Origin of the sequence: Brevibacterium aurantiacum, from assembly GCF_003932995.1 — a bacterium.
GTDB lineage: Bacteria > Actinomycetota > Actinomycetes > Actinomycetales > Brevibacteriaceae > Brevibacterium > Brevibacterium aurantiacum.
Map to the genome: position 1 here is coordinate 2,458,981 of NZ_CP025333.1, position 23,965 is coordinate 2,482,945.

19 protein-coding genes are annotated in these 23,965 nt (G+C 62.2%); 9 read left to right on the top strand and 10 right to left on the bottom strand.

The features are described 5' to 3' along the window. Window positions 1–292 precede the first annotated feature (292 nt). Both CXR25_RS11390 and CXR25_RS11395 read left to right on the top strand, forming a co-directional pair. On the top strand, window positions 293–4,288 hold the full coding sequence (locus CXR25_RS11390; protein WP_069600328.1) for a Pls/PosA family non-ribosomal peptide synthetase: 3,996 nt from the start codon (window positions 293–295) through the stop codon (window positions 4,286–4,288). Next, window positions 4,281–5,579 carry a M1 family metallopeptidase gene (locus tag CXR25_RS11395; RefSeq protein ID WP_114384928.1) on the top strand — a complete coding sequence of 433 codons (1,299 nt, stop codon included), beginning with the start codon at window positions 4,281–4,283 and terminating at the stop codon, window positions 5,577–5,579. Before CXR25_RS11390 ends, CXR25_RS11395 begins: the two co-directional genes overlap by 8 nt. A gap of 9 nt (window positions 5,580–5,588) precedes the next feature. Here CXR25_RS11395 and CXR25_RS11400 read toward each other — a convergent pair whose 3' ends face one another. Together CXR25_RS11400 and CXR25_RS11405 are read right to left on the bottom strand one after the other, a co-directional pair. Next, a complete protein-coding gene (locus CXR25_RS11400) occupies window positions 5,589–6,320 on the bottom strand; it encodes a GNAT family N-acetyltransferase (protein WP_101557485.1) in 732 nt (243 codons plus the stop codon). Continuing rightward, the gene (locus CXR25_RS11405) at window positions 6,317–7,633 is read right to left on the bottom strand and encodes an MATE family efflux transporter (protein WP_096162859.1); all 1,317 of its coding nucleotides are present in this window, start codon (window positions 7,631–7,633) and stop codon (window positions 6,317–6,319) included. Before CXR25_RS11405 ends, CXR25_RS11400 begins: the two co-directional genes overlap by 4 nt. Window positions 7,634–7,693: 60 nt before the next feature. Between CXR25_RS11405 and CXR25_RS11410 the strand changes: the two genes are divergently transcribed. Next, window positions 7,694–7,930: a hypothetical protein gene (locus CXR25_RS11410; protein WP_125240555.1), complete on the top strand. Its 237-nt coding sequence runs from the start codon at window positions 7,694–7,696 to the stop codon at window positions 7,928–7,930. Between the two features lie 5 nt (window positions 7,931–7,935). Next, window positions 7,936–10,350, top strand: coding sequence for an HNH endonuclease signature motif containing protein (locus CXR25_RS11415; RefSeq protein ID WP_241212330.1), 2,415 nt, complete (start codon window positions 7,936–7,938; stop codon window positions 10,348–10,350). A 39-nt stretch (window positions 10,351–10,389) separates the two neighbouring features. Here the strand turns inward: CXR25_RS11415 and CXR25_RS11420 are convergent, their stop codons facing one another. Together CXR25_RS11420 and CXR25_RS11425 are read right to left on the bottom strand one after the other, a co-directional pair. After that, the gene (locus tag CXR25_RS11420; RefSeq protein ID WP_009883104.1) at window positions 10,390–11,589 is read right to left on the bottom strand and encodes an acetyl-CoA C-acyltransferase; all 1,200 of its coding nucleotides are present in this window, start codon (window positions 11,587–11,589) and stop codon (window positions 10,390–10,392) included. A 143-nt stretch (window positions 11,590–11,732) separates the two neighbouring features. Then, entirely contained in the window at window positions 11,733–12,476 is a 744-nt protein-coding gene (locus CXR25_RS11425; protein WP_069600331.1) for an SDR family oxidoreductase, read from the bottom strand. Window positions 12,477–12,898: 422 nt separating this feature from the next. Here CXR25_RS11425 and CXR25_RS11430 point away from each other — a divergent pair, with 422 nt between their 5' ends. The 5 genes from CXR25_RS11430 (at window position 12,899) to CXR25_RS11450 (ending at window position 17,641) form a co-directional block, all read left to right on the top strand. Further along, window positions 12,899–14,125: an ABC transporter substrate-binding protein gene (locus CXR25_RS11430; protein WP_114384929.1), complete on the top strand. Its 1,227-nt coding sequence runs from the start codon at window positions 12,899–12,901 to the stop codon at window positions 14,123–14,125. A gap of 102 nt (window positions 14,126–14,227) precedes the next feature. After that, window positions 14,228–15,094, top strand: a complete 867-nt coding sequence (locus tag CXR25_RS11435) for a branched-chain amino acid ABC transporter permease (protein WP_009883101.1) — start codon at window positions 14,228–14,230, stop codon at window positions 15,092–15,094. Beyond that, window positions 15,091–16,167 carry a branched-chain amino acid ABC transporter permease gene (locus CXR25_RS11440; protein ID WP_009883100.1) on the top strand — a complete coding sequence of 359 codons (1,077 nt, stop codon included), beginning with the start codon at window positions 15,091–15,093 and terminating at the stop codon, window positions 16,165–16,167. Before CXR25_RS11435 ends, CXR25_RS11440 begins: the two co-directional genes overlap by 4 nt. Further along, on the top strand, window positions 16,164–16,937 hold the full coding sequence (locus CXR25_RS11445; RefSeq protein ID WP_009883098.1) for an ABC transporter ATP-binding protein: 774 nt from the start codon (window positions 16,164–16,166) through the stop codon (window positions 16,935–16,937). The genes CXR25_RS11440 and CXR25_RS11445 overlap by 4 nt, the downstream gene beginning before the upstream one ends. After that, window positions 16,937–17,641: an ABC transporter ATP-binding protein gene (locus CXR25_RS11450; RefSeq protein ID WP_009883097.1), complete on the top strand. Its 705-nt coding sequence runs from the start codon at window positions 16,937–16,939 to the stop codon at window positions 17,639–17,641. The genes CXR25_RS11445 and CXR25_RS11450 overlap by 1 nt, the downstream gene beginning before the upstream one ends. Window positions 17,642–17,820: 179 nt before the next feature. Here CXR25_RS11450 and CXR25_RS11455 read toward each other — a convergent pair whose 3' ends face one another. The 6 genes from CXR25_RS11455 to CXR25_RS11480 all read right to left on the bottom strand — a co-directional run bounded on the left by CXR25_RS11455 (window position 17,821) and on the right by CXR25_RS11480 (window position 23,953). Continuing rightward, the gene (locus CXR25_RS11455) at window positions 17,821–18,441 is read right to left on the bottom strand and encodes an L-threonylcarbamoyladenylate synthase (RefSeq protein WP_009883096.1); all 621 of its coding nucleotides are present in this window, start codon (window positions 18,439–18,441) and stop codon (window positions 17,821–17,823) included. A 106-nt stretch (window positions 18,442–18,547) separates the two neighbouring features. Beyond that, window positions 18,548–19,831: an AI-2E family transporter gene (locus tag CXR25_RS11460; protein ID WP_114384930.1), complete on the bottom strand. Its 1,284-nt coding sequence runs from the start codon at window positions 19,829–19,831 to the stop codon at window positions 18,548–18,550. Then, the gene (gene der, locus CXR25_RS11465) at window positions 19,832–21,343 is read right to left on the bottom strand and encodes a ribosome biogenesis GTPase Der (RefSeq protein ID WP_009883094.1); all 1,512 of its coding nucleotides are present in this window, start codon (window positions 21,341–21,343) and stop codon (window positions 19,832–19,834) included. Then, the gene (gene cmk / locus CXR25_RS11470; RefSeq protein ID WP_009883092.1) at window positions 21,340–21,999 is read right to left on the bottom strand and encodes a (d)CMP kinase; all 660 of its coding nucleotides are present in this window, start codon (window positions 21,997–21,999) and stop codon (window positions 21,340–21,342) included. The genes der and cmk overlap by 4 nt, the downstream gene beginning before the upstream one ends. Continuing rightward, on the bottom strand, window positions 21,996–23,096 hold the full coding sequence (locus CXR25_RS11475) for a prephenate dehydrogenase (RefSeq protein ID WP_096178475.1): 1,101 nt from the start codon (window positions 23,094–23,096) through the stop codon (window positions 21,996–21,998). Before CXR25_RS11475 ends, cmk begins: the two co-directional genes overlap by 4 nt. Further along, entirely contained in the window at window positions 23,093–23,953 is an 861-nt protein-coding gene (locus CXR25_RS11480) for a pseudouridine synthase (RefSeq protein WP_029416991.1), read from the bottom strand. The genes CXR25_RS11475 and CXR25_RS11480 overlap by 4 nt, the downstream gene beginning before the upstream one ends. Window positions 23,954–23,965: the final 12 nt, after the last annotated feature.

The following is a 23,965-nucleotide window of genomic DNA, read 5'->3' on the forward strand; positions in this document are numbered from 1 at the left end:
CCTCGTCATTGAAAATCGTTCGGGTGACGTGCCTCACGCCCGCACTTCAGCTCTATCACGGACATCTGCGTCTCGTCATGCTGTGGTTCAACCGTCATGCTGTGGTTCAGCCGTCGTGCTGTGGTTCACACAATAGTGAAGGGTCTTGCACCATAGTGAAGATGCCCATGGTCCGAGACGTGCAAGCGGGCCGCGTGTTCACATTCACGACACCTTCGAGCTATAGAGTGTTGGTCGATGATGGCTGGCACGTACGCCGCTGTCCATTTCTCACGCTCGACCCGGAAGACCTGTGACTGTATATTCTGCGCAATTTCCCGCACCTCCGCGACCACGCGAGGACCGCACCCTCATCGACGTTCTCCTAGAGGTCGCCGGAGCTCATGGCGATCAGCCGGCCATCGATGACGGACAAAAGGTTCTCAGCTATTCCGAGCTGATCGTCGAGATACGTGATCTCGCACTGCAGCTGGCCGCCGTCGGAATCGGCCCCGGGGACAAGGTGGGCGTTCGTGTGCCCTCCGGTTCGGTCGACCTCTACGTGTCGATTCTCGCCACCATGATGCTGGGCGCGGCGTACGTTCCCGTCGACGTCGACGACCCCGATGAGCGGGCACACACCGTCTTCACCGAGGCGGCTGTCACCGGCATCATCACCGCCGACCGGTCGATCGAGGCTCGCACCGACCGACCACCGCTGCAGAACTCAGATCTGCGCCGTCCCACTCCCGACGACGACTGCTGGGTCATCTTCACCTCCGGTTCGACCGGCAAGCCCAAGGGTGTTGCCGTCTCCCACCGCAGCGCAGCGGCATTCGTCGACGCTGAGGCTGCCATGTTCTGCCAGGAGGAACCGCTCGGCCCCGGGGATCGGGTGCTGGCCGGGTTGTCCGTGGCCTTCGATGCCAGCTGCGAGGAGATGTGGCTGGCCTGGCGTCATGGTGCCTGCCTGGTTCCTGCGCCCCGTACATTGGTGAAGTCCGGGATGGACTTGGGCCCGTGGCTGTCCTCACGCAATATCACGGTGGTCTCGACCGTGCCCACGCTCGCCGCTCTCTGGCCGGCCGACAGCCTCGATGCTGTCCGCCTCCTGATCTTCGGCGGAGAGGCCTGCCCGCCGGAGCTCGGGCGCCGACTCAGCGATGAGAGCCGGGAGGTCTGGAACACCTATGGCCCCACCGAGGCGACCGTGGTGGCCTGCGGTGCCCAGCTCGACGGCTCCGACCCGGTGCGGATCGGGCTGCCCTTGGCCGGTTGGTCCCTGGCCGTCGTCGACGCGGCCGGCATTCCGGTGGCCGAGGGCGAGACCGGCGAACTCATCATCGGTGGGATCGGACTGGCCCGCTACCTGGATCCTGAGAAGGACGCCGAGAAGTATGCGCCGATGCCGACCTTGGGCTGGGACCGGGCCTACCGTTCGGGTGACCTGGTCGTCAATGACCCCGCAGGACTCGTCTTCGTCGGTCGTGCCGATGAGCAGATCAAACTGGCGGGCCGTCGTATCGAACTCGGCGAGATCGACGCCGCCCTGCAGGCCCTGCCTGGTGTCGAAGGGGCCGCAGCGGCCGTCAAGCAGACCCCGGCCGGCACCGACATCCTCGTCGGCTACCTCGCCTCCAGCACACCCGATCCGGAATCCCGCATGTCCGAGTGGGAACAGCTGCTGCGCGCCGAACTGCCTGCCGCCCTGGTTCCCCGGCTCACCCTCATCGAGGAGCTGCCGACGAAGACGTCGGGCAAGGTCGATCGCAACGCCCTGCCGTGGCCGATGGGCGATGCCGCCGAGGCGGAGGGAAGCTCCGAGGTCTTCGATCCCGAGGTGGAATGGATCGCCGAGCAGTGGTCCTCTGTGCTCGGGGCTCGCCCCGGCTCCGACACGGACTTCTTCACCGCCGGCGGTGGATCGCTGGCCGCCGCGCAGTTGGTCTCACGACTGCGGACCCAGCACCCCAGCGTCACGGTCGGCGACATCTACTCCCACCCGCGCTTCGGTGCACTCTCAACCCTGTGTCTCGTCGACAACGGTGCCGCCGCGGCCTCGGCACGTCCACGACGGACGATCGCACGCACCTCGAAGGGAATGCAGGCGTTCCAGACGCTGCTCGCGATACCCGTCCACATCCTCGGCGGTGTCCGCTGGGTCGTCATTGCGATGGTGCTGGCAAACATCGGCAGCAGCCTCGGCGCGGATCTTCCGGTCACTCCCTGGCCCGTGATCATCACCCTGTTCCTCGTCTTTGTCACCGCCTGGGGCCGTATGCTCATCTCTGCCGGTGCTGCACGGGCCCTCATGGCCGGGATCCGGCCGGGAGACTATCCGCGGTCGGGATGGGTGCATAAGCGTCTGTGGCTGGCCGAGCACATCGCGGATCTCGCTGCGGCCGTCTCGGTGGCGAGCGCACCCTGGGTGACCTGGTACGCAAAGCTACTGGGCAACAAGATCGGCTCCGACGCCGATCTGCACTCCGCTCCCCCTGTGACGGGGTTCCTGACCCTGGGCGATGGTGCCGCGATCGAACCCGAGGTCGATCTCAAGGGCTGGTGGGTCGACGGTGACCTGCTGCGCATCGGCACGATCGAAGTCGGCTCCAATGTCACGATCGGAGCCCGCTCCACACTGATGCCGGGCACCCGAATCGGTGAAGGCGCACTGGTCGAGGCCGGATCTGCTGTGACGGGCAAGGTGCGACGGAACCAGATCTACTCGGGTTCCCCAGCGGTCCGCATCGGCAAGGCCAAGAAGAGCTGGCCCGCTCCCCCACCTCGGCGCCGGCTGCCGTTCCTCCTCTATGCTCTGGGATCCCAGCTCAATGCCGCTCTGCCATATCTGGCGGCTCTGCCCGGCATCGCGCTCATGCTCGGCGTCTCAGGCATCGACGTCGTCGAGTCACCGTGGCTCGTCCTCGCCTGGTCTCCTCTCATCGCGTGCCTGTGGTTCGTCTGCACCGCACTATTCATCCTGGTGTCGGTGCGGCTGCTGTCCATCGGCATGGAAGAGGGAGAGTTCCCGGTCCGTTCGGCTCGCGGCTACCGAGTCTGGGCCACCGAGCGCCTGCTCGATCTGGCCCGCGACCTCCTCTTCCCGCTCTATGCGTCGATGCTCACACCCTGGTGGCTGCGGCTGCTCGGGGCGAAGGTCGGACCGGGCACGGAGATCTCAACGGTGGTCTTCGTCCCCAAGATGACGACCATCGCCGCCGGGGCGTTCCTCGCCGACGACACCATGGTCGCCAGCTACGAACTCGGACACGGATGGATGCGCGCCGGTCGGGCGAAGGTCGGCAAACGGGCCTTCCTCGGCAACTCGGGAATCGCCTCCCCCGGACGGCGAGTGCCGAAGAACGCACTGGTCGCGGTGCTCTCCGCGGCCCCGGCGAAGGCGAAGAAGGGCTCCTCGTGGCTGGGCTCTCCCCCGGTGCAGCTGCGCAGAGCCGCCGTCGATGCCGACGAGGCACTCACCTATGCTCCGAACTTCGGCGTCAAGGCCGCCCGCGGATTCTTTGAGACCCTGCGCATCACCTCGGTGATGGTCGCCGGGCTTCTCATCGCCGCAGTTCTCCTCACGATCGAGTTCCTGCTGGGACTGCCGAACTCGGGCTCCGCAGCGGGAGTTGATGGTGCTGCTGGCGGCGCTGCTGGCGGTGGCGGTTCGTTCCTGGCCTCTGTCGGTCTCGCACTGCTGACCTCGGGCATCGTGATGATGGCCGCCGGCGCTGTGGCGGCAGGGCTCGCAATCGCAGCCAAGTGGATCTGCGCGGGTCCGATCAAGGCAGGCGAACACCCTCTGTGGTCATCATTCATCTGGCGCAACGAGGTCGCCGACTGCTTCGTCGAGCTCATCGCCGCACCATGGTTCGCTCGAAACGCCGTGGGGACACCCGCCATCGTGTGGTATCTGCGTGCCATGGGCGCGAAGATCGGCCACGGCGTGTGGTGTGAGACCTACTGGCTGCCCGAGGCCGACCTCGTCAGCCTCGGCGACAACTCCACGATCAACCGCGGCTGCGTGGTCCAGACGCACCTCTTCCACGACCGGGTGATGAGTTTGGACACCGTCGAGCTCGAGGACGGGTCCACCCTGGGCCCCAACAGCGTGATTCTGCCCGCCTCCAGCTTGGGCACGAATGCCACGGTCGGTGCGACGTCGCTGGTGATGCGCGGAGAGTTCGTACCCGCGCATGCCTATTTCAGCGGCAATCCTGTCATACCCTGGGTGGATGCACCAGAACTTCCTGAAGTCGGATCCAGCGAACCGGAAACACCAGCAAGGCGGCACCACGATGCTTGATCCCTACACTCCCGACGTCGGCAGCTCCGACCTCACCATCGACCACTACGACCTCGACCTCGACTACCGGATCGGGCCCAACCGGCTTTCGGCACGCGCGAGCCTGACGGGGAGGGTACTGCAGGAGACGAAGACGATCGTCCTCGATCTCACGGGCCTGCGAGTCACGAAGGCCCTCGTCAACGGCAAGAGGGTCCGATACTCGACGCGGGGCAAGAAGCTGCGGCTGACCACCGATGTTCTGCCCAAGAACCAGCCGGTGCGCATCGACATCTCCTACGTCGGGAACCCGCAGCCCGCGATCGGGACCTGGGGCGACGTCGGCTGGGAGGAGCTCGAAGACGGTGTCCTCGTCGCCGGGCAGCCCGTCGGTGCATCCACCTGGTTCCCCTGCAACAATCACCCTTCGGACAAGTCGAAGTACCGTATCCGGGTGCTCACGGAATCCGAATACACCGTCGTGTCCAACGGCGAACTCGTCGACAAGGTCCGCAAGGCAGGACGCACACTGTGGACCTACGAATCTCGGACTCCGTTGGCCACCTACCTGGCAACGGTGCAGATCGGGCGCTACCGGCACACCCAGCTCGAGGCCGAGGACGGCGCCAAGACCTCCCCGATCCCCCTGTGGCTCTACGCGGGCGAGCATTGGCCCAAGGCATCGACGCGGCTGCAGGTCCAGCACTCCATGATGAACGAGTTCATCGAACGGTTCGGGCCCTACCCCTTCGACCGCTACGACGTGGTCGTGACCGATGATGAGCTCGAGATCCCGCTGGAGTCACAGCCCTTGTCGGTGCTCGGGCCCAACCACCTCGGCGAGGAATGGGAGGCCGAACGACTCGTCGCCCATGAGATGGCCCACCAGTGGTTCGGGAACTCACTGACACCTCGGCGCTGGAGCGATATCTGGCTCAATGAAGGTTTCGCCTGCTATTCGGAGTGGGTGTGGTCGGAGGCCTCGGGTCGCAGCAGTGCCCACGAATGTGCGCAGACGTGGAGGGAGGCCCTGGCCGACGAACCGCAGGACTTCCTGCTCAGCGATCCTGGTGGTCCCGACATGTTCGATGACCGCGTGTACAAGCGCGGAGCCCTGTGCCTGCATGCGCTGAGGCTCGCGATCGGTGACGAGGACTTCTTCGCCGCGATCTCCGAGTGGACGACGAAGTATCGTCATTCCTCGGTCGCGACTTCGGAGTTCCTCACGTGCATATCCGCTGTGGCTGGCCGTGACCTCGCCGAGGTTGTCCATCCGTGGCTGTACGAAGAGGAACTTCCCGAACTGGCTTAGCTGGGGCGGCTATTTCAGCCGGCGGACGAGGATATCGGCGTCCCCGTTGCGACCGACCGCAACGAAATCGCGGTCATGGTAGAGACGCGCCGCGCCGTTTCCGTCTTCGACCGAGAGGCTGACGGCCGGGAAGCCGCTCATCTTCGCCAATGTGCACACCACGTCGAGGAGCATGCCGCCGATGCCCTGCGACTGATGGTCGGGCAGGACAGCCAACGACAACTCGGGGATGTCCGCGGCCACCCAGCCGTACCCGGTGAACCGCGGCCCCACCTCGGCGGTGGTGTCGGTGGCATTGCCATCGTCTGAGGCTTCGGTATCGTCTGAGTTATCGGAATCTGCGGTGGTCTGATCACTCGCGGTGTCCTCGGGGGCGGCAGTCGACCTGTCCATCACTGCATCGAACTCGGCCAGCCGCAGCCATGCGAGGCCCACGATCTCCGGCTCCGAACCGGCAACGGAATCGTTCTCGGCGGCGTCTCCGGTGTTCGGATCTGACGCATAGGCGGCCACCGCGATGTCTCCGTTGCGGCCCCAATCCTTGAAGTAGAAGGCGGCATCGTCGCGTTCGACAAGCTCGTCGACCTCGACCCGCGGCTTGTCCATCGACCAGTTGAAGCACAGGTCGAGGAACGGCAGAAACAGCTCGTCCGGGGTGTCTGCGCCCAGAGGACGGATGCGTGATCTGAGTGCGCTCCGGCGTTCCGCCTCGGCGGGATCCAGGTTCTGACCTTCGTTCATGACGTTCCTTTCTCGACCGCACGAGCGATCCAGCTGCGGTTGCGCACGCGCCAGCCCAATGTCAGCGCCCGCAGGCCGACGAAGCCGATGCAGAACGCCGCCCACAGCCCCAGTGCACCGGGCCAGTAGAGGACGACCGGAATCAGCAGGATCGCATATCCGCCTACTGCCACCAATTGTGCCAGAGCGAGATATCTAGCGTCCTCGGCACCCATGAGGACACCGTCGAGGACGAAGACATAGCCGGCGATGGGCATGCTCAAGGCGAGGATCGGAAGGAGGCTCGTCAGCAGAGCCACGACCGCGGGGTCCGAGGAGAAGCCGCGGGGAATGAGTCCCGCGCCGGCCAACAGGATGAGACCGACGACGGCTCCGAAGACTATGCCCCACAGGCACAGTCGGCGGTTGATTGCGGCCACCGCGTCGCTGTTCCGTGCCCCTAGCTGCAGTCCGATGAGCGCCTGACCGGCGATGGCCAGTGAGTCGAGGGCGAGCGCGAGGGCGAAGAAGAGACTTTGTGCGACCTGAATCGCGGCGAGTTCGGTCGTTCCCATGGCTGTGGCGAGGAAGACGAGGATGATCAGTGCCGCGCGCAGGGAGGCGTTGCGCACCAGCAGCCAGCCGGAGGTCTTCGCCGAAGCAAGCACGCCGGACCAGTCGGGGCGGAATGTGGCATGGAATCGTTGTGCGGCCCTGATAGAGATCAGCACGTAGACGAAGCACATGCCGGCTTGTGCGATGACTGTGCCCAGCGCGGAGCCGGCGACTCCCATATCGAGACCATAGATGAAGATCGCGTTCAGCCCGATGTTGGCGATGCAGCCGGCCGCGGCCACGATCAAGGGCGTGCGCGTGTCCTGCAGTCCGCGCAGCAGCCCAGTCGCGGCGATGACGACGAGCATGAAGGGCAGACCCCACCAGGAGATGGCGAGGTAGGAGTGCGCGCCCGCGGCGATCTCGGCGCCGGGTTCGAACGCTGCGATGACAGGCTTGAGCAGAGGCAGTCCCATGGCCAAGAGCACCACCGAGGTGCACAGTGCGAGCCAAATCCCGTCGAAGCCTGCGTTGATGGCACCGGAGCGGTCCCCCGCTCCCATTCGCCTGGCAACCCGAGGTGTGGTGGCGTAGGCGAGGAAGATCATCAGCCCGAGAACGGTCTGCAGGATCGTGGACGCAATGGCCAGCGACCCCAAAGCACCGGCGCCGAGGTGGCCGACCATGGCCGTGTCAGAGAGCAGGAAGATGGGTTCGGCGATCAGCGCTCCGAGGGCCGGAAGTGCCAATCGGAGAATGTCTTTGTCGATCGCTGCCACGGATCGAGTCTAACGAATCAATCGAGTCCGACGAACCGGGTGGCTTTGACTCTCGTGTCAGTGGCGAATGAGATCATATTCAAACAAACCGATCCAGTCACCGGTATTGGACTACAAGTAGATGATAGTGGAATTTTATGGATCAGTCGCTGTTCCTGTTCTATCAAATCACCTATTTTATTTCGTCCTCTATTCGAATCTATCTATCTTTCTGTTCTATTTATCGATACACTGGATATAGACGCCAATGCCATTGAAAGGTCTCCACAGAGCGGTGGAGAGGAGGCAACGCAATGAAGCACATGAACGACAGCAGTTCGCACTACAGCGTGCATTCAGCCGACACCAGCTCGTCAGCCTCCAACGGCCGTTGCCTCGATATCGACGAGGATTCTCCATTCAGCGACCTGTCGGCTGTCTACGCCTGCAGCGACCAGGCACAGTTCGCAGCGCTCGATGCCACCAGCAGCATCTTCGTTCGCGAAGTTGCGCACTACCTCGGTCTTGCTGGTCCCGATCTGACTGTCCCCTATGACTTCGCGCCTCTCGCGGAGACCGTCCGCCGACACTGCCGTCGCAAACGCCCCCGCACGAGCTCCACAGCAGGCGCCGCTGCCAGCGCGCAGTCTCCTGCATCTTCTGCTTCGAGCGCTTCGTCCACTTCTGGCCGAAAGAAGGACCGCGGAGCTGGTCGCAGAATGCGGCGTGAGCAGAGGGAAGCCCGGGAGCACCCTGAGCCGCTTCCCGACTTTCCTGCATTCAATCCCGCGTCGACGTTCAATGGCTGGACCCATCAATACGCCTGGGCTGAAGACATCTGCGAGTACTCGACGCTCCTCGGTGCCACCACGTCGGGGGCCTATAAGCACATCACGTCTGCAATGACGCTGGTCCACGGGCTTCCACAGTTCCACCAGCGTTGCCTCGATGGCGATTTCACCATCGAACATGTCGCATTTGTGACCCGTCGCTGCCGGGATGTCGCGTTCAGATACCTGCCCAGCATTGATGACTACTTAGCCGACAGGCGTGCAGACATCACGATCGAAACGTTCAAGCGTTCGCTCGCTCTGAAGATCGCAGCACTTCAACCAGCACAGGAGACACTGGAGAAGGTCGCAGTCCGCCGCCGGGTCGATATCAGCACGGGTGACGATGGGACCGCATATCTCACGTTGACTGGGCCAGCTCCAGAACTTCACGCCTGCTATAGACGGGTCGAAGCATTCGCTCGAGCCGTCTACAAGGGAAATATCGATGCATTCGGCGACCAACTGAACGATGGTGAGTCCTTCGACGACGATCGCGGCATCGACGCGCTCATGTTCGACATTCTCACTCGCACCCGACCCCAGCTGAAGCTTCGGATCACCAGCAACAACACGACAACTGGGGACATATCGAGCACGGACTTTCCGATCGATGGCCTTTTCGCTGGACCTGACGGTGTCCCCATGTCGCCCGAGGAATCTCTGCTCGATTACATCGAACGGACCTTTGGTCAGATGAACGACGAGACTTCAGTACCGGCCGGCGCAAACGACCAAGAGCATGCAGCCGGGCAAGGACGGGCCGCATCCGACTACTGGTTACGCGACCCGCGATTCTTCGAAGCCATGATCAACAGTCGGCCGACACCGGGTAGGGCATTCTGGCCGCCCGGGACCGACCCGCAGACATCGCTCGACGATGATTCCTCGTCCCCATATGACGGATCGACAAGTACGGTCAGCTACGAGGTTCTCCTCGACTTACCCACCCACGAATATTGGCTTTCCCACCAAGCACGGACGACGATCACCGTCCCCATGTTCACACTGCTCAGCCAGTTCCTCGGCACTTCAGATGACGAGACAAGTACCGAACCGGCCCGGACGCCGAAGACACCTGCCAATGCAGAGGCCCCACCCGTAGAAGTTAAAACAGCCGAGGGTAAAGAAACAGATGCAGATGTTTGCGATCTGGCCGGGATGCTTCCGGACGGCTCCCCTCTGCCAGCCGACATGGCACGCAGGCTCGCCGGATATGCGTCAACATGGACACGCATCCTCACGGATCCAGCGACCGGCACACCACTGGATGCGAAGGCGATCAACTACACGATCCCCAACAGCGTTCGCCAGCCCCTTTCCGCCCAATGGATGAACTGCACCATGCCCGGGTGCACTCGGCGGGCCGAACTCACAGAAGTCGATCACATCATCCCCTTCGACCACAGCAGCCCACAAAGCGGTGGCCACACCCGATTCGGCAACCTGCACAATCTCTGCAAACTTCATCACCAGGCAAAGACAGACCGGAAGTTCTCGGTCAGAATGACCGAACCTGGACGGCTCGAGTACATTTTCAGACACGGGATCACGACGGAAGTCATGCCGCCTGACAACCCGATCAATGTCGAGCATGCCAAGCTGTTCCTCAAGTATTTCGCGGCACCGCCACCACAAACGGCTGCCCCACCCCCAACTGCGGCCTCGCCGAGAGCTGCCCCGTGTGCCACAGAGGCTCCCCCACGGCAGACGGACGAACAGAAGGAGTCCGAGACGGCAGAAGAAAAGCCGCCGACCGCGCAGTCACAAACTGCGCAGCCGACGACTGCTCCTACCGGGAAAGGTCAGTCCCCCGTGTGGGCCGAATACGTTGACCCCTTCTCTGGCCAACCCGAGCAGAACGCGAAGCAGCAGATCTGGGGTTCGGGTGAGAAGCCACCATTCTGATGATCAGCCAGATGATGAAGCTTCAGCCAACGTATTGGGTCAGCAGACTTCGAAGAGTCCGGCCGCTCCCTGACCGCCGCCGATGCACATCGTGACGACGACATACTTGACTCCGCGGCGACGCCCCTCGATGAGAGCGTGACCGACCAGGCGGGCACCGGTCATTCCGTAAGGGTGACCGACCGAGATTCCTCCACCGTCGACGTTGTACTTCTCTGGATCGATCCCGAGGCGGTCACGGCAGTAGAGAGCCTGGACCGCGAATGCTTCGTTGAGCTCCCACAGACCGATGTCATCGATGGACAGTCCCTGCGCCTTGAGCAGCTTCGGAATCGCAAAGACGGGACCGATCCCCATCTCGTCGGGATCGCAGCCAGCGACGGCCATGCCCCGATAGATGCCCAGTGGCTCCAGTCCACGTCGGCTCGCCTCATCACTCGACATCAGTACCGAAGCAGAGGCTCCGTCAGACAGCTGTGAAGCATTGCCAGCGGTGATGCTTGGGACCTTCGAAGCGTCGCCGGGCTTGAGGACTGGGTTCAGACCAGCCAAGCTCTCCAAGGTCGTCGACGGACGGTTCCCTTCATCGCGCTCGAGAGTCACCTGTTGAGCCGAGGTTTCCTTGGTCTCCTTGTCCACGACGATCTTCGTCGTCGGCAACGCGACGATCTCGTCGTCGAACCGGCCAGCCTCCTGGGCTGCGGCAGTCCGCTGCTGCGAAGAAAACGCGTACTCGTCCTGTGCTTCCCGGCTGATGCCATAGCGTTCGGCCACAACCTCGGCGGTGGCGAGCATCGGGTAGTAGATTCCGGGAACATGTTCGACCAGCCACGGATCCTTCGCCCGGAACATATTCATCTTGTCGTTCTGCACCAGGGACACAGACTCCACGCCGCCGCCGACTGCAATCTCCTGGCCATCGAAGAGGATCTGCTTGGCAGCGGTGGCGATCCCCATCAGCCCGGAGGAGCACTGACGATCAATCGTCATTCCTGGGACCGTTGTCGGGAGGCCGGCTCGCAGTGCCGCCTGGCGAGCGACGTTGGTGGATTGGCTGCCCTGCTGCAGGGCTGCACCGAAGACGACGTCTTCGACTTCGCCCCCTTCCAGACCTGCCCGTGAGACAGCGTGGGAAATGGCGTGACCCGCCAATTCCTGGGCTTGGGTGTCGTTGAACGCACCCTTGTATGCCTTTCCGATCGGAGTTCTAGCGGTGGAGACGATGACTGCTTCGCGCATGACGTGCCTTTCTTCAGTGAGGTGCGCCGGACCGGAGTTCGTCGCGATGTCAGTGGGACTAGATTGTCAGTAGGACCAGAGTCTCAATGAGACCAAAGTGTCTGTGAGACCAGAATGCCAGTGGGACCGGAGTCCGCTGTTGGTCAGTTTTTCGGCCCTCCAGCGACATAGATGACCTGGCCGGAGACGAAGCCGGCTCCCTCTGAGGCGAGGAATGATGCCGTGTGAGCAATGTCTTCGGGCTTTCCCGTGCGCGCAACGGGAATCTGTCCGACTCCCGCTGCGATGAAGTCTTCGTAGTTCACGCCCATCCGCTCAGCGGTGGCTTTGGTCATGTCGGTTTCGATGAGGCCGGGAGCAATCGCGTTGGCCGTGACTCCGAACTTGCCGAGCTCGATCGCCCAGGTCTTCGTCATTCCCTGGATTCCCGCTTTGGCCGCGGAGTAGTTCGTCTGGCCACGGTTGCCCAACGCTGATGTCGACGACATCGATACGATGCGCCCGTATTTTGCCTCGACCATGTAGGCCTGAACTGCCTTGGCCATCAGGAACGCACCGCCGAGGTGGACGGAGAGGACCTTCTGGAATTCCTCGTGCGTCATCTTGAACAGCAGGTTGTCTCGCAGGATGCCGGCGTTGTTGACGAGGACTGTCGGCGCACCAAGAGTTTCGGCAACGGTCTTCACTGCCGACTCGACGGAGGCTTCGTCGGAGACATCGGTGTCGATCCCCAGCCCCTTCACGCCTGCGGCTTCAACGGCCTTGACCGTATCTTCAGTCGGACCCATGTCGAGGATCGCAACGTTCATTCCGTCTGCTGCCAGGCGCTGGGCGATAGCGGCTCCGATGCCGCGGCCGCCACCTGTGACGATTGCTGTCCGAGTCATGACGATTTTCCTCCGAAATGCTGGTTCGTGATTGGGCGCGACAACAGTGATGTGGATCTCACCTCTCGCAACTTCCACCATAGACCACATTTCTCACTGAACGATTGTTTGCTCAGGAATTGGGATCTCGACTTCCCGCCGACTGCCGACCAATGCTCACTTCAACACCGCACCCTGGGCGACCGACCCCAGCTCCGGCCACCACAGGAGCACAACACGAGCCGACCAGACTGCACCGCATCGCGGTGTGAGAACAAAAGTCAACGATTTCCAAAATGAGATTGAAATCACATTTGATGATGTATAGGTTCCATTCTAAGCCTCAATCGAATATTCGTTCAGATTGGCTTCGGGGCCTATTCAGGCATCCCGACAATTTAAAGGAGCGCTGTTGCTCCGTCTCACTTTTCAAAGGAGAAAAGATGACCTCAATCCCGCGAAGGGCGAGCCGTCCTGTGCTTGCTGCGGCCGTCATCAGCACATTTGCACTGGCTCTCGGCGCATGCGGTGGGGGCGGTGGAAGCGGAGACTCCGGAGGCGGCGATGAATCTGTAGTCATCGGCTATACAGGTCCCCTGAGCGGCGGAGGGGCAGCCTATGGAGAGAACGTCCAGACCGGACTCCAGATGGCTGTCGACGATCTCAACAAAGATGGGCTCGAAGTCGACGGGAAAAAGGTCACCATCGAGCTCAAGTCCCTCGACGACAAGTATGCGCCGTCCACCGCAGCCAGCAATGCACAGCGACTGGCAGATCAGGACAAAGCCCCTGTTGTCGTCTCCCCCAATGCCGGGGCCATCAAGGCGATCCAGCAGATCAACGACGGTCGCTCCAAGTTCTTGATCTCCGCGTACACCTCGGATCCTGCCATCGTGCAGGCCGACAATCCGCTGACGATGATGATTCCGCCGAACTTCGAGTCCTATGCCAAACCGTTCACTGAGCAGGGAATGAAGCATGGCGGCAAGAAGCTCGCTCTGCTCGGCACCCAGAGCGAATACGGTCAGCAGTGGACGAAGGCGATCACGGACGAGTGGAAGAAGGCCGACGGCAAAATCGGTGCAGACAACAGCATTGACTATGCCACCGTCTCGGACTTCGCCGGCCCAGTCTCGAAGGCGCTGTCAGAGAAGCCGGACAGCATCTTCGTCGGTGGCCCTTCACAGCCGACCGCACTGATCATGGAAGAGGCGAAGAAGCAGGGCTTCAAGGGCAGCTTCCTTGTGATGGACCAGGCGAAACTCGACGAGATGGCAACCGTGACCAAGCTCGAGAACCTGACGAACTCCGTTGGAGTGCTGCCAGTCAAGGAATACGAGGATCCGGGCACAAAGGACTTCCTCAAGCACTTCGCGGAAGTTGCCGGTGAGAAGAAGGTCGCGACCAGCGAGACTGCGCTGAACTATCAGAGCATCGCCATCATCGCCAAGGCGATGGAAGAAGCGGGTACAACCAGCGATCCAGAGAAGATTCGGGCAGCGATCCCCGACGTACTCAGCAAGGTCGATGACAAGTACAAGGTCAACGGCTTCCCGACCGAAATCTCAGATGAGGGCCACCTGGTCAACCCTGAGCTGGAGGTCACCTACCTCGACAAGGACGAGAAGTACACGAAGGTACCCGTAGAGCAGGTATCCGACGCCAAGTAGTCACCATCGTCTAGTAGTCACCATTGTCGGCGCTTCCCGCAGCGGGGTATGAGCTTCATACCCCGCTGTGGCGCCGTCTGACGTCCTGTGAGGATTCGCTTCATGACCCTTTTCATCCAACAGCTCTTCAACGGCGTTGCACTCGGCGGTGTGTACTGCCTTGCAGCAATCGGTCTCACCCTAGTCTTCGGCGTCCTGCGCATCCCCAACCTGGCGCACGGTTCGCTGTACATGCTCGGCGCCTACGTCACCTACTTCTTCCTGACCACGGTTGGAGTGCCCTATGTGGCAGCCATCGGCATTGCAGCACTCATCCTGTTCGTCCTCGGTGTGCTGCTCGAACGCTTGGTCTTCCACCCTCTGCGTAACTCACCGCACACCCATCACATGATTGCGGCCATCGGCGCCATGTTCTTCTTCCAGGCCGTGGCACAGGCGATCTGGGGCGCCGATTTCCGGCGGATGGAGACACCGATCTCGGGAAGCCTGCGTATTCTGGGCGCTGAGATCTCCGCACAGCGCATCGTGATCATCGTGACTGCAGTCGTCGTGCTCTCTCTGCTGACATGGTTCATCAAACGATCCATCCACGGCCAGACGATCGAAGCCATCGAACAGGACCGGACAGGATCGGCTCTGGTCGGAATCAACCCCGCCATGGTCTCGATGCTGACTCTTGGCTTGTCCGCGCTTCTGGTCACAATCGCGGCCGGCCTCGTCTCTCCCATCAACCTCCTCTCCCCCACGATGGGTGACTCGCTCAACCTCAAGGTGTTTGCGATCATCATCCTCGGCGGCCTCGGATCGTTGCCGGGCGCCATCGTCGGCAGCTTCGCGCTGGCGATAGCGGAGACGATGACCTCAACCTATATCTCCTCGGCTGTCGGAGAAGCGGTGGCCTTCATCGTTCTGGTGGCGGTGCTCGCGATCAAACCCACAGGCCTGTTCGCAAAGGCGGTGCAGCGATGAATGCACTGAAGAATCCCCGCATCCTCGGCACACTGGCTGTGCTGCTCATCATCGCCCTGACACCGGTGGCTTTCGGCGACGAGAACTACATCATGCGCGTGATCACCGTCGGACTGTGTTCGGCGATCGCGGTCTACGGCATGAACATCATCCTCGGCTTCACCGGGCAGCTGTCGCTGGCCCAGGGTGGCTTCTTCGGCATCGGGGCTTACACGGTCGGATTGCTGACGACGGATTTCGATTGGTCATTCTGGCAGGCCTTCCTCGTCGGCGTGGTCGGCACCTCCGCCATCGGTTACCTGTTCGGACTCATCGCACTGCGTACGAAGGACGAGTACTTCGCCATCTTCACGATGGCCATCGGCTTCATCATCTATCTGACCATCAGCCGATGGGAATCGGTGACTCACGCCCATTCCGGAGTCAACAATGTGAAGTTCCCCGAGGCTGGGGATCTGATCGATTTCAGCAACCCGACGGCGATGTTCTATCTCGTCTTCATCATCCTTCTGGCCTGCGTCTACGTCACGTATGCGATCCGTCGCTCCAGCGTTGGTCGCACACTGCTGACGATTCGAACCAGCGAGGACCTTGCCGACGCGATCGGCGTGAATGTGGGGCTGAGCAAGCAGCTCGCCTTCGCTGCGTCAGCCTTCTTCGGCGGCATCGGCGGCGGCCTCTATGCCTCCGTCGTCGGTTTCATCGGCCCCGATGCTGCGACCGTGGACAAGACATTCGAGTTTCTGATGTTCATCCTGGTCGGAGGCATGGGCACTGTGGCCGGGCCGCTGGTGGGCACCATGATCGTGACGTTCCTGTTCGAACTCTTCCAGGACTTCCAGGCCTACCGGTTCATCGTGCTCGGGCCCATCATCATTGCACTCGTGATCTTCGCCCCGCGCGGAGTCGTGGGGTACCTGGGTGGGTTCATCGACAAACGAGCGCGAAAGCGACGAATCGGCTCCGCTCGCAAGGACGGCTCAACTCCTGCCGGCACTCCGAGCAGCGCTGACGCTGCCGGTCACCGAGGAGCTCCCGCCGACACCATCACCACGACCGAGGAGAAGAAGTGACGCTGCTCGAAATCAGAGGCCTCGGGAAACGCTTCGGCGGACTTGATGCCGTGAAGAATGTCGACCTCGATGTGCAGGAAGGACAGATCACCGCTGTGATCGGTCCCAACGGTGCCGGCAAGTCAACTCTGTTCAACCTCATCCATGGGTTCTATCGCCCCACCGCTGGGACCGTGTCCTTCAACGGGCGGGATATCACCCACTCGTCTCCGCACAACTCGGTCAACGGGGGAATTGCGCGAACCTTCCAGACGACGCACCTCTTCGACGACTCCACACTGTTGGAGAACGTGTTGGCCGGTCGCATCGTCCGGTCCAAGTCCAATGTCTTCGACGCGATCTTCCACACTCCGCGGCATCGCCGGGAATCGGCACTCAATCAGGACAAGGCGCTCGAAGCGCTCGACTTCTGCGGTGTCGCCGAATTCCGGCACGACCTTGCGTCCAATGTTCCGCAGGAAGTGCAGAAGCGCACGGCCGTCGCGATGGCATTGGCGACCGAACCTGAGCTGATACTCCTCGATGAACCTGCTGGAGGCATCCCCGAGGAGGAGACCACGGACTTCGGCAATCTCATTCGCTCTCTGCCCGGTCGCGGGGTGTCGGTGCTGCTGGTCGAACACAAGATGTCGATGATCATGGGCCTAGCAGACACGATCCTCGTTCTCGATCACGGTCAGAAACTGGCGATCGGCTCCCCCGCGGAGATCCAGAGCAATCCGGACGTGATTCGTGCCTACTTGGGATCGACCAAGGATGAGGAGAACTGATGCTCTCGCTGGAGAACATAAGCGTCGGCTATGACGCGACTGACGTGCTGCACGGGGTGAGCATCACTGCCCAGCCCGGTGAGCTGACGGTGATCCTGGGAGCCAACGGCTCGGGAAAGACCACCTTGTTCAAGACCATCAGCGGACTTCTGCGCACGCGTTCGGGAACGATCGAATACAACGGGCACCCCATCCAACGAACTCGGCCGAACACCATCGTCAAACGCGGCATCGCTCATTGCCCCGAGGGGCGGCACCTGTTCGGGAAGATGTCGGTTGAGAAGAATCTCCGCTTGGGCACGTACCCGCACCGGGATCGCACCCGCACCGAGGAGATCCTCAATGAAGTCCTCGAGCTGTTTCCCATTTTGAAGGAGAAGTCGGCCCAGCCTGCAGGTTCGCTCTCGGGCGGACAGCAGCAGATGGTGGCGATCGGTCGCGCGTTGATGTCAGACCCCAGCCTGCTGATCTTAGACGAGCCGTCTATGGGCCTGGCTCCCCTGGTTGTCGAACAGGTGCTGGAATCGATTGCACAGATCAACAGGAACGGAATCGGCGTGCTGCTCAGTGAGCAGAATGCCAAGGCTTCCTTGGCGATCGCCCACCGTGGATATGTGTTGGCTGAGGGACGAGTCGTGCTTGCCGACGATGCCGAGAAGCTGCTCGACAACCCTCAAGTGCAGGCGGCCTACCTGGGACTGTGAACCGGTCGGGCACACGCATCACGCCCACGGTTCGGCACAGGCGCAGCTCTCAGACAACTTCGACCTCTGGTGCTTCGCATTCGCTGCGAGGCACCAGAGGTCGATGGAGCACTGCTACCGGTCGAAGGAGCACTGCCATGAGTCGAAGTGAACCGCCGCAGTCGATGAACCGCTGAAGCTCATTCGAAGCGGGAGACGTCTCCGGCTCCGACGCGTGCAACCACTGGTTCCCGACCGGTGAAGTCGATGACGGAGGTCGGGACGTTGCCCGGTACTCCGGATTCGATGACGGCGTCCAGTTCGTGGCCGATCTGTTCGACGACCTCGTCGGCCTGGGTCAGCGGGTCCTCGGCGCCGGGCAGCAGCAGGGTCGATGACAGAATGGGCTCGCCCATTGCTTCAACGAGCGCCAGTGCTGTCACATTCTGAGGAATGCGTGCACCGACTGAGTGCTTTTTGGCGTGCATCATGCGACGTGGAACTTCCTTCGTCGCCTTCATGATGAATGTGTAGGGCCCCGGAGTCATCGACTTGATGACCCTGAAGTCAGAGTTGTCGACGATGACGAACTGTCCCAGTTGGGCGAAGTCGCGGCACATCAGAGTGAAGTGATGCTTCGAGTCCAGTTGCCTGATGCGGGTGATCCGCTCGATTCCGGCCTTATTGTCCAAGGCACAGCCCAGGGCATAGCCCGAGTCTGTGGGGTAGGCGATCAGTCCGCCGTCCCGCAGAGTCTGCACGGCCTTCTCGATCATTCGGTTCTGTGGGTTCTCAGGATGAATATTCAGTACAGTCGCCATACTTCATGCTAACCACTCACAGCATACGAGGCGAGAGGCATGACGTAATCGATCGCACAATTCTGCGGTCCCGACCGCCAGAGACTTCGTCTGCCGAGCTATCGGGTCAGTTCTTCGGTCCGGACGTGTCCTGCTCGGCTTCACTGTGCGGCGTAGTCAGGCTATCTTCGTCGGCAGCTGACGCGGCAGACTCCTCCGACTCTTCCGAATCAGACATCCCCAACGGCGATCCGAGAGTGTCGCCCAATGACTCGGTCACTGGTGACACCGGTGGTTCCTCCGTAGAACTGTTCGCAGTCGTCGGGTCCGAGGCGAGGAGAATGTTCACCCATTTGGCCTTCGGGTCTGCGTCGACGAGCAGCGCCTTGAGCAGAAGTGTCGCAGGCAGTGCGAGGAGCGCACCGAGCCATCCGAGCACCCACACCCAGAACAGCAGCGACAGGAAGGACACCAATGGTGTGACCCCGACCGACTCGCCCGTGAACTTCGGTTGGATGATCGACTGGATGACGAAGTTGAGCACACTGTAGGCGATGACGACCCACAACGCCGACTGCCAACCGCTGTCGACGAGAGCGAGCAGTGCCGGAGGGATGAGGCCGATGACGAACCCGATGTTGGGAATGTAGTTCGTCAGGAACGCCAGCACGCCCCACACCCAGATCAGCGGGACGTCGATGATCGCCAGAGCGATGACGTCGAGGACAGCCACGATGAGGCCGAAGACCGTGGCCACGACCCAGTAGCGTCGGACCCCACTGGCGAAACCGCCGAGTGAGGCCGCCAGCGAGGGCTTGACGTCGAGGAGCATCAGCATGCGCCGGTCGATGCCCATGGAGTCCATGGCGACGAAGAACACTGCCATGACGACAGTGGTCAGCAGCCCAGCGACCAACGACACATTGGTCAGCAGCGGATACACAGCGTCGATGAGGGATCTGACGTTGAACTGCTGGAACTGCTGTTGGAGGACTGAGGACGTGACACCGATATCGGACAGGAACGACAGTGCGCTCTGGTAGGTCGCGACGAGCTGTTCACCGTAGCTGGGGATAAGGAGTACGAGTTCGGCGACGGACCATGCCGTCAGCCCGAAGAAGCCGAAGATCATCACCAGCACGAGGAGGACCGAGATGGTGGCACCGATTGCACGCGGCACCTTCAGCTTGGTCAGATACCTCTGCAGCGGATAGACGACGATGTAGAAGTTGAGCGCCAGGAACACCGGAGCGACGATGTCCTGGAGTCCCTTGAAGAACATCAGGGCATAGGCCAGGCCGGCGATCGTCAACGCGATGACAAGCGCCCTGGCAGGCCGGCTGGCATGCCAGGGACGTTGTTCAGGAGTCAGCTCAGGCTGCTGCCCGTGGAACTGCCCGTCAACGCTCACTCAGCGCCCTTTCCGCTTCTCCCTGATTCGCATCGAAACCTCGATGGGAGTTCCCTTGAACCCGAACGTCTCACGCAGACGCCTGACAATGAAACGACGATACCCCGGATCGAGGAATCCGGAGGTGAAGAGCACGAACTTCGGTGGCCGGGACTGCGCCTGGGTTCCGAACAGGATCCTCGGCTGCTTGCCTCCGCGCACCGGGTGAGGGTTCGCGGCGACCAGTTCACCGAGGAATGCGTTGAGTCGCCCGGTCGGGATGCGTGTGTCCCATCCCTCCAGAGCAGCCTCCATCGCTGGGACCAGCTTGTCGGCGTGGCGTCCCGTCTTGGCCGAGATGTTCACTCGCGGAGCCCAAGCCACATGAGCCAGGTCCCGCTCGATCTCGCGTTCGAGATAGTAGCGACGCTCGTCATCGAGGAGATCCCATTTGTTGAACGCCAACACCACGGCACGGCCGGCTTCAGCGGCCGTCGTGACGATGCGAACGTCCTGCTCGCTCAAGGGCTCCTGAACCTCGAGGAGCACGAGAGCCAGCTCAGCACGTTCCAGAGCAGTCTGGGTGCGCAGCGCGGCATAGAAGTCAGCACCGCTGGCCTGGTGGGCACGACGCCGGATGCCGGCGGTGTCCACGAAACGCCACTGCTTGTCACCGAGTTCGATGAGTTCGTCGACCGGGTCGCGGGTGGTGCCGGCGACGTTGTCCACGAGCACACGGTCGGAACCGATGAGCTGGTTGAGCAGGGAGGACTTTCCGACGTTCGGTCGCCCCACCAGAGCGATCCGACGCGGACCGCCCTCTTCGATGCGGGTTTCGACGGCAGAGACCTCGGGCAGGATTGTGAGCACCTCGTCGAGGAGGTCAGCGACCCCGCGACCGTGGAGACCGGACACCGTGAACGGCTGGCCAAGGCCCAGGCCCCAGAGTTCGGCGGCCATGAGCTCGCCGCGTTCGTCGTCGACCTTGTTGGCGGCGAGGATGACGGGCTTCTTCTTCCGGCGCAGCATCTTCACGACCATTTCATCGGTCGCGGTCGGTCCGGTCGTGGCATCCACGACGAGGACCACGGCGTCGGCCATGTCGACGGCGACTTCGGACTGAATCGCAATGCGCGAGGCCATGCCCTTGGAGTCCGAGTCCCAACCGCCGGTATCGACGAGGGTGAATTCCTTCGTGTTCCATTCCGCCCGGTAGCTCACCCGGTCACGGGTGACTCCGGGGACGTCTTCGACCACGGCTTCACGGCGGCCGAGGATCCTGTTGACCAGGGTCGATTTGCCCACGTTGGGGCGCCCGACGACGGCCAGGACGGGGTCAGCCCCGCGGGTCTCTTCGGCTTCGAACTCGAAACCGTAGGCGTCGAGCAGTGCCCGGTCCTCGTCTTCGAGGTCATAGCTGGAGAGACCGGCTTCGAGAGCAGTCGCCCTCTTCTCGGCCTCCTCGTCGCTGATGCTCTCGAGACGCTCGGCCAGATGCTCGTCCGGGTTCTCGTGGAATTCTGAATCAGTCATTGTGAGTCCTTCACCAGTTTCAGCACCGTCTCGACCACCTGGTCGAAATCGATGTCACTGGTATCGAGTGTGTAGACACCTTCGGAGGCTTCCAAGAAGCTCGTTGTCGCTGAGTCCTTGGCGTCACGGCCGGTGACCTGGGATTGGGTGGCGGCGAGAGCCTCGGCGTCGGCGTTTCCGTGGAGCTCCTTGGCCCGGCGGGCCACGCGAACCTCGTCACGGGCGGTCATGAGGATGCGAACCTCAGCGTCCGGGGCCACGACGGTCGTGATGTCACGTCCCTCGACGACGATTCCCTCCGGTGCCGCGGCGATGATGGTCCGCTGCATGTCGATGAGCTCTTCGCGGGCATCGACGACGGCAGACACGGTCTGCACGTTCTCCGACACCTCGGGTTCGCGGATCTCCTCGCTGACATCAATTCCGTCGACGGAGACGAAGAACTCGTCCGGATCGGTCGAGATCTCCAGATCGACCCCGCGGACCTGTTCGAGGACGTCGACCGGGTCGGTCACGCCCCGGTTGAGGCACAGCCAGGCCATCGCACGGTACATGGCACCCGTGTCGAGGTAACTGTAGCCCAATCGGCGGGCCGTTTCCTTCGCGGTGCTCGACTTGCCGACCCCGCTTGGTCCGTCAATGGCGACGACGCTCATGCAATTCCCTCTTTCTCGATGGCGGATTCGGGAATCTGCCATCCCTTCGACAACAAACCGATTTCAAGTTCCTGCTGGGTGGCCGGCACCACCGAGACATCGACGATCCCGAGTTTCTGACCCGGCGCGTGATCCATCCGGAAGTCCTCGACGTTGATGTTCAGGTCACCGATGTCCTTGAACAGTGTGGCCAGAGTTCCCGGGGTGTCGGGAACCAAGATCGTGACTACAGCATATTTGGTCGGAGCCTGTCCGTGCTTGCCCGGAATCCGATCGTGACCTTCATTGCCCAACGCAATGGCCTTGGCCAGTGCGCCTGTCGAGCCGGGGCCCAATTCCAGAGCAGTGATGACCTCGTCGAGTTCGGTGCGCAGATCCAGCAGCACCGAGCGGATCTCCTCGGAGTTCCCGGCCAAGATCTGCGTCCACAGACGTGGATCCGAGGCCGCAATACGGGTCACATCGCGCAGCCCCTGCCCCGCCAATTCAATTTCCTCCAACGGCGCATGACGCAGCTGCGAGGCCACCAGCGAGGCGACGACCTGCGGCACGTGTGAGACCTTCGCGACCGCGGCATCGTGGATGCGCGGATCAAGATGGATGACCGAGGCACCGGTGGCTTCCGCCATCGTGACGACCTCGCCGAGGCGGCTGCCCGGTGTGTCCTCATCCGAGCAGATCACCCATGGTCGGGCCGTGAACAGGTCCGACCGGGCAGCGATCGCCCCCGACTTCTCCCGGCCCGCCATCGGGTGACACCCGATGTAGCGGCTGAGTTCGGCCTCGCCGACCAGTTCCCGCACCGCTTCGAGCAGGCGAGTCTTGATGCTGGCGACGTCGGTGACCGTGGCGTTCGGGTAGGTCTCCAGCGCCGTCGCGATCGTCTGCGCGGCAACATCCGGTGGAGTGGCGACGACGACGATCTGCGGATCTTCGGCATCGAGACGTGCGGAACTGACAGTCCCCGCCCCCAGATCGGCCGCCAGCTGCTGGGCGGTCGGTGAGGTGTCTTCGAGGCTGACCTGGTACTTCTGTGCACTCAACCCCAGTCCGAGGCTCGCGCCCAGCAGACCGGTGCCGATGATGTGGATTCTCACAAGCCGACGGCCTCGAAGAGCTCGCCGATCTCGTCCGAACGCAGCGGGCGGATCTTGCCCTGCCTCTGCTCGTCCAAGGTGATGGGACCGAACTTCGTGCGCACCAGACGCTCGACCGGGTGGCCGACCTCCTTGAGCAGGCGGCGCACAATGCGGTTGCGGCCCGAATGCAGAGTCAGCTCGACCACGGACTTGCCGGGAGTCGAATCCACGAGCTTGAACGAATCGACCTTGACGAAGCCGTCGTCGAGGTCCATGCCTGCCTTGAGGCGAGAGCCTACGTCCTTGGCCAGCTGTCCCCGGACCTGGGCCAGGTAGGTCTTGGGGATCTCGTAGCGCGGGTGAGCCAAGCGGTTGCTCAGCTCCCCGTCATTGGTCAGCAGGATGAGTCCCTCGGTCTCGGTGTCGAGTCGTCCGACGTGGAAGAGACGGTCGACGCGGTTCTTGACGTAGTCGGCCAGGCAGGGACGCCCGTCCGGGTCGCTCATCGTCGACACGACTCCGGCTGGTTTGTTCAGCACGAGGTAGACCTTCTGAGTCTGTGTCGAAATTCTCACTGCGTCGACGTACACGGCTTGGGTTTCGGTGTCGATTCGGGTGCCCAGCTCGGTCACGATGGAACCGTCCACTTCGACCCGTCCGTCGAGGATCAGCTGCTCACATGCACGACGTGAGCCCAGGCCCGCCTCGGCGAGGATCTTCTGCAGTCTCACACCCCCGCTGACATGGGCATCCGACTTCTCGCCCGTGCCTGACTGCGACCGCTGGGAGCCTCGTGCAGAGGTGCTGGATCGCTGTTTTCGGGTCGGACGATTGTTGCGCCCGCCTGGCGCTCGGGGATCACGGTATGGACTCATAATGTCCATTCT